We start from the raw sequence: 5,294 nt of genomic DNA, 5'->3' as shown, positions 1-5,294 counted from the left end.
CCGCATCACCGCCAGCGGCAAATACACGCTCGCCACCTCCGGCGGCACCGACGGCGCGCAGACCGCCGCCGCCGTGCTGCTCTATGCCGTCGATACCACGCTGGCCGATGCGACCGGCATTGTCCTGGTGCGCGGCCCCGCGATCGTCTCGCGTGCGGCCCTCGCCTATGACGCCACCGTCAATGACGCGGCCAAGATCGCCACCAAGCACGGCCAGTTGACCGCACTGGGCATCGCCGTCCGCGACACCGCCTGAGCGGGCCGCACGCGCGGCGCCCTTCCTCTATCATCCCTTCCCCGGAGGTCCCCCATGACCATTACCCGCAACCCGTTCGACGCGGGCGGCTATTCGCTCGCCGAGATGACGCAGGCCATCAACATCCTGCCCAACCTCTACACCCGCCTGGGCCAGATCGGCCTGTTCCGCTTCGAGGGCGTCACGCAACGCTCCATCGTCATCGAGCAGCGCGAGGGTGTGCTCAGCCTTCTGCCCTCTGTTCCGCTCGGGGCGCCCGCCACGGTGGGCAACCGAGAACAGCGCTCCATGCGCAGCTTCGCGCTGCCGTGGATCCCGCATGACGACGTCATCCTGCCCGCCGATATCCAGGGCATGCCCGCGCTGGGTGTGTCCGATGCGGCCGATCCGCTGGTCGAGGTGATGAACCGCAAGCTGACGCTGATGCGCCGCAAGCATGCCCAGACCCGCGAATACATGGAGATGAACGCGCTGCGTGGCATCGTGAAGGACGGTGCGGGCACCACGCTCTACGACTACTTCGCCGAATTCGGGCTTGCGCAGATCTCGGTCGACTTCGTCTTTGGCACGGCCGGCACCAACATCCAGGGCAAGGTGCGCACCACCCTGCGCGGGATCGAGGACAACCTGCTGGGCGAGACCATGACCACCGCCCATGCACTAGTCAGCTCGGAGTTCTTCGACAAGCTGATCAGCCACCCCAAGACCGAAGACGCCTACAAGTTCTTCTCGGCCACCGGTGGCCAGCCCTTGCGCCAGGACATGCGCCGTGCGTTCCCCTTCGCGGGGATCCTGTTCGAGGAATACAACGGCTCGGTCACGCTTTCCAACGGCACCTCGGAGCGCCTGATCCCCGCCGGTGAGGGCATCGCCTTTCCGCTGGGCACGTTTGACACCTTCACCACCTATGGCGGGCCCGCCAACCTGCTGGAGACCGCCAACACCGTCGGCCTGCCGCTTTACGCGCGCCAGATGATCGACGCGAAGGGGCGCTGGATCGATCTGATGACGGAAAGCTCGATCCTGCCGGTCAACAAGCGCCCGCGCCTGGCAATCCGCCTGCACAGCTCGAACTGAGGGCTTATCATGTCGCTCTTCGCAGACGTCATCGACACGCTATTCGGGGATCCCAACATGGGCCGCGATGCCGTCTTCACGGCCGCGGGCGGCGTGCCGGTCCTCGTCCGCGTGGTTGCGCGCCGCGCGGATGACACCACCGGCTTTGGTGAGGCGCGCATCTGGTCGGAGACCACGCGCGTCGATCTGCGCGTGGCGGAGGTGCCGACCCCGCGCCCCGGTGACCGGGTGGAGATTGATGGCGACGGTTTTCTCATCCAGGGCGAGCCGGTGCGCGATCGCGAGCAGCTGGTCTGGACGATTGATATGAGGCCGGTGTGAACCGATGAAGCTCAAGCTCGATATCACCCCGGACCTTGCCGCCATGATGGCCGCCGAGATCGAGGCGGGCGAGAAAGCTGTCAGCACCGCCACGCGCATTGCGGGCCGGGACCTCAAGACCGCCTGGCGCGCCCAGATCACCGGGGCGGGGCTTGGCACCCGGCTTGCGCGCACGATCAGGTCAACGCAATACCCCAAGGGCAAGCCCAGCCTCAACGCCGCAGCCTTCGTCTGGTCCAACGCGCCGGAAATCATCAACGCCCATGACACCGGCCCGCTGATCCGCTCGAAAGCCGGCTTCTGGCTGGCGATTCCGACGCCAGCCGCCGGGCGGGGGCTGCGCGGCGGCAAGATCACGCCGGGTGAGTGGGAACGCCGTCGCGGCCTGCGCCTGCGCTTTGTCTATCGCAGGGCAGGCCCGAGCTTGTTGGTGGCGGAGGGACGGCTGAACACGAAGGGCCGCGCCGTGGCGTCACGCTCGAAGACCGGCCGGGGGTTGACCACCGTGCCGATCTTCCTGTTGGTACCGCAGGTGAAGCTGCGCAAGCGGCTGGATCTGGCGCGGGATGCAGAGCGGGCGCATGACAGCGTGCCGGGGTTGATCGTGGCGAACTGGGTCGAGGGGAAGTTCGGGTGACAGCTATGCGGACGAAGCTGCCTTTCCATACAGAATAATGATTGTCCGTTTTTTTCCTGTGACTATGGTGATGGATAGTCGCGTCATTTTCTCAGCGGCACCGGTGCATAGGGAGGCAAATGCCCCGATCCTTCGACAGCCTTGTAGAGCGGCAAATCCAGAAGGCCCTCGCGGAGGGGCAGCTGAGCGGCCTCAAAGGCGAGGGAAAACCGCTGCCCATCAGCTCAAGCGACGCTTTCGTGGACGTGGCGATGGCCGTGGCAGGTCGCATTATGGCTGAAGCGGGCGCACTGCCCGAGGAATTCAAAATCAAGAAGCTGCTGGAAGCCGCGAAGCAGAGTTATAGGGATGTAGAAGGGGACGATGCAAAGCGCCTTGCGATGGCCCTGATCGCCGACCTTGAGCGGCGCTACAACATCGCAGTGGATGCGCGACGGCGGTTCATGGGGTCTTAGACTGACGCAGCCAAGCATCTGCCGAGCAGAATTCGTCATTTTGGGCTCCTTGCGGTCATCTGACACTTTTATCGGGCTTGGCGATTTCCTGACCAGTCCGATCGACAGGGATGCGGACGGTGATCGCACGTCAGGTCATTTGGGCAGCGACCGACCGCCGTTTGCGGCCCTTATGTCTCAGTTCGAGCTCCTGTCGGCACTCAAGTCAGGAATAGCCAATGCCCACCCTCCGCGAAACCATCCTCTCCGCCCTCCACACCCTCCTCTCGGCCCTCCCCGCCACCGCCCTGCGCGGTGAGGTGCTGCCCGAGCGGGTGCCCGCCGCTGGTCTGCTGATCCTGCGCGACGGCGAGCCGGGGGCGCCCGAGGTGACGCTCTCGCCTTTGTGCTATCACTATCAGCACCGGGCCGAGATCGAGGCGGTGGTACAGGGCGCCGACCGTGATGCGGCGTTTGATGCGCTGACCGCCAGCGTTGGTGCGGTGGTCTCCGCCGACCGCACGCTGGGCGGGCTCTGCGACTGGGTCGAGGCGGAAGCACCGCGCCCGGTCGATCTGCCCGTCGAGGGCGCGGCCACCCTGAAGGCGGCGGTAATCCCAGTGGTGCTGCACTATTCGACCGATGATCCGCTTGGCGGATAGTTCAGTTGGCATTGAGCCCGAACGGCTGCCGCGAGTGAAGGCGTATCTTCCAGCTGTTTTCCCTGGCGATAACATCCTCGGGCGGCAGGTCCGGGGCGAGGCGCTCGAGGATGGTGAAGCGGAAGTGTTGCGGATCGCGTCCGCGCAGCTCGCGATTGCCGCCATGACCGTCGCCGGCGTACGATTGCCAGCGCCCAAGGATATTATCCTGACCGTAAGCCGACCCGACATAGCTCCGGCGGTCACTTTCATCAAAGATCAGGTAGATCCCTCGCCATTCGGCAAGACGCGCCCGCCATGAAGCCGGCAGGGTTGCAAGCTCGGCGAAGGTCAAGTCGATCTCGCGCCATTCGGGTGGCGGGGCCGAAAAAGCGCTTTCCTCTAGAACCGCATGGATCGGAAAACTGCCGCGGTCGACCCACCGGAACCAGGACCGCTCGGGTGGAGGGAAATCGATCACGAGCCGGCCACGCCAGTCGCTGTAGAAGGGCAGTCGCTCCAGATCAAACTGGAGGCGGGGGCCGTATCTATCGACCTCTTCGTGTGTGAACCCGCCGTAACCCATCTCCCATAGCGTTTGGTTCTCGGGGATGCGCCAGAACGCCTCATGATCGAGCCGACGGCTCTCGCCGACCCGATAGAGCCCGACAAAGTGGGCCGTGCCCGGCGAGAGACCCAGGAAACTTGCGACGAACTCGGCGCGCCGTATCGATGTCTCGGGGCGCCCCGGGAAGGCCTGGTATGTCTCGAATAGGTCGGGGCGCTCTTCGATGATCCATGGCATCGCACGGGCAAGCCGATCCTCGTAAGGGCGATGGCGCAGCAGAACGATGCGATCCTTTGCGTCCGGGTCGTAGCCTTGAACTCTCAACAGGTCTTTGAAATCCATCGCAGCTCTACTCCCAGCCTGTTGGGTGGAGCGTAAGCCGGGCTTGGCTCGGGGGCAACGCCGCCTCGCGATGTCCGCCCACCCATGTCAAAAAGGAGATCACCATGGCACGAGCGCAAGGGGCGCGGGCGCAGATGGCGCTCGGCTTCGAGACCACCTATGGCACGCCGCCAGCAGGCGGGTTTATCCGGATGCCGTTTGCGAGCACGACGCTGGGGGCGGAGCAGCCGCTGATCGACAACGAGTTGCTGGGCTTCGGGCGCGACCCGCTGGCCCCGATCAGGGACGCGGTGACCGCCGACGGCGACGTGGTGGTGCCGATCGATGCCGAGACCTTCTGGATCTGGCTGAGGGCGGCGTTCGGCGCTCCCGCCACCACCGGCACCGGGCCTTACGTGCATGCCTTCACCTCGGGAAGTTTCAGCCTGCCCAGCCTGGCGATCGAGGTCGGCATGCCCGAGGTGCCGCGCTTTGCCATGTATTCGGGCTGCATGCTCGATCAGCTGTCGTTCCGGATGCAGCGCAGCGGGCAGCTGCAGGCCACCGCGAGCCTGGTGGCGCAGGGCGAAGCGCGGGCCACCGCCTCGGCGGCGGGCGCGCTGGCCGCGCTCAATCTCAGGCGGTTCGGCAACTTCAACGGCGCGATCCGGCGCGACAGCGCCCAGCTGGCCAACCTGGTCTCCGCCGAGATCACCTATGCCAACACCCTCGACCGGATCGAGACCATCCGCTCGGACGGGCGCATCGACGGGGCGGACCCGTCCGTCGCGGCGCTGACCGGGCAAATCGAGACGCGCTTTGCCGACGAGACGCTGGTCGAGCAGGCCGCGAACGGGACGCCCTGCGAGCTGGTCTTTGCCTTTACCCTGGCCAGCGGGGAGGCGCTCGAGCTGATCGCCCACGAGGTCTACCTGCCACGCCCGCGCGTGGAGATCTCGGGGCCGCAGGGCGTGCAGGCGAGCTTCGACTGGCAGGCGGCGCTGAGCAGCACCGCCGGCGTCATGTGCACCGCAACCCT

At 65.8% G+C, this 5,294-nt stretch carries 8 protein-coding genes; 7 read left to right on the top strand and 1 reads right to left on the bottom strand.

The features are described from left to right. From Q0L89_RS09095 to Q0L89_RS09070, 6 genes are all read left to right on the top strand, one after another. Nucleotides 1–256: head decoration protein (locus Q0L89_RS09095; protein WP_296764096.1), on the top strand; the 256-nt coding region annotated here is incomplete at its 5' end. Nucleotides 257–310: 54 nt separating this feature from the next. Next, nucleotides 311–1,333 carry a major capsid protein gene (locus Q0L89_RS09090; RefSeq protein WP_296764094.1) on the top strand — a complete coding sequence of 341 codons (1,023 nt, stop codon included), beginning with the start codon at nt 311–313 and terminating at the stop codon, nt 1,331–1,333. Nucleotides 1,334–1,342: 9 nt separating this feature from the next. Further along, nucleotides 1,343–1,654, top strand: a complete 312-nt coding sequence (locus tag Q0L89_RS09085; RefSeq protein ID WP_296764091.1) for a hypothetical protein — start codon at nt 1,343–1,345, stop codon at nt 1,652–1,654. Between the two features lie 4 nt (nt 1,655–1,658). Further along, nucleotides 1,659–2,291: a DUF6441 family protein gene (locus Q0L89_RS09080; protein ID WP_296764088.1), complete on the top strand. Its 633-nt coding sequence runs from the start codon at nt 1,659–1,661 to the stop codon at nt 2,289–2,291. Nucleotides 2,292–2,410: 119 nt separating this feature from the next. Next, nucleotides 2,411–2,746, top strand: a complete 336-nt coding sequence (locus tag Q0L89_RS09075) for a DUF1992 domain-containing protein (protein ID WP_296764087.1) — start codon at nt 2,411–2,413, stop codon at nt 2,744–2,746. A gap of 218 nt (nt 2,747–2,964) precedes the next feature. Further along, nucleotides 2,965–3,387: an acyl-CoA transferase gene (locus Q0L89_RS09070; RefSeq protein ID WP_296764084.1), complete on the top strand. Its 423-nt coding sequence runs from the start codon at nt 2,965–2,967 to the stop codon at nt 3,385–3,387. A 1-nt stretch (nt 3,388) separates the two neighbouring features. Here Q0L89_RS09070 and Q0L89_RS09065 read toward each other — a convergent pair whose 3' ends face one another. After that, nucleotides 3,389–4,276, bottom strand: a complete 888-nt coding sequence (locus tag Q0L89_RS09065; protein WP_296764082.1) for a GIY-YIG nuclease family protein — start codon at nt 4,274–4,276, stop codon at nt 3,389–3,391. A gap of 104 nt (nt 4,277–4,380) precedes the next feature. Here Q0L89_RS09065 and Q0L89_RS09060 point away from each other — a divergent pair. Next, nucleotides 4,381–5,294 (top strand): phage tail tube protein (locus Q0L89_RS09060; RefSeq protein WP_296764079.1); only part of this gene is annotated, 914 nt, incomplete at its 3' end.

The organism is Sediminimonas sp. (assembly GCF_024637375.1).
Taxonomy (GTDB): Bacteria; Pseudomonadota; Alphaproteobacteria; order Rhodobacterales; family Rhodobacteraceae; genus Sediminimonas.
The sequence above is the reverse complement of the archived record's forward strand: the minus strand, read 5'-3'. Positions and strand labels throughout refer to the sequence as shown.

Excerpts from the sequence above, each read along its gene's own strand:
- Q0L89_RS09090 (WP_296764094.1), top strand. The coding sequence starts at position 311 with ATGACCATTACCCGCAACCCGTTCGACGCGGGCGGCTATTCGCTCGCC.
- Q0L89_RS09085 (WP_296764091.1), top strand. The coding sequence starts at position 1,343 with ATGTCGCTCTTCGCAGACGTCATCGACACGCTATTCGGGGATCCCAAC.
- Q0L89_RS09080 (WP_296764088.1), top strand. The coding sequence starts at position 1,659 with ATGAAGCTCAAGCTCGATATCACCCCGGACCTTGCCGCCATGATGGCC.
- Q0L89_RS09075 (WP_296764087.1), top strand. The coding sequence starts at position 2,411 with ATGCCCCGATCCTTCGACAGCCTTGTAGAGCGGCAAATCCAGAAGGCC.
- Q0L89_RS09070 (WP_296764084.1), top strand. The coding sequence starts at position 2,965 with ATGCCCACCCTCCGCGAAACCATCCTCTCCGCCCTCCACACCCTCCTC.
- Q0L89_RS09065 (WP_296764082.1), bottom strand. The coding sequence starts at position 4,276 with ATGGATTTCAAAGACCTGTTGAGAGTTCAAGGCTACGACCCGGACGCA.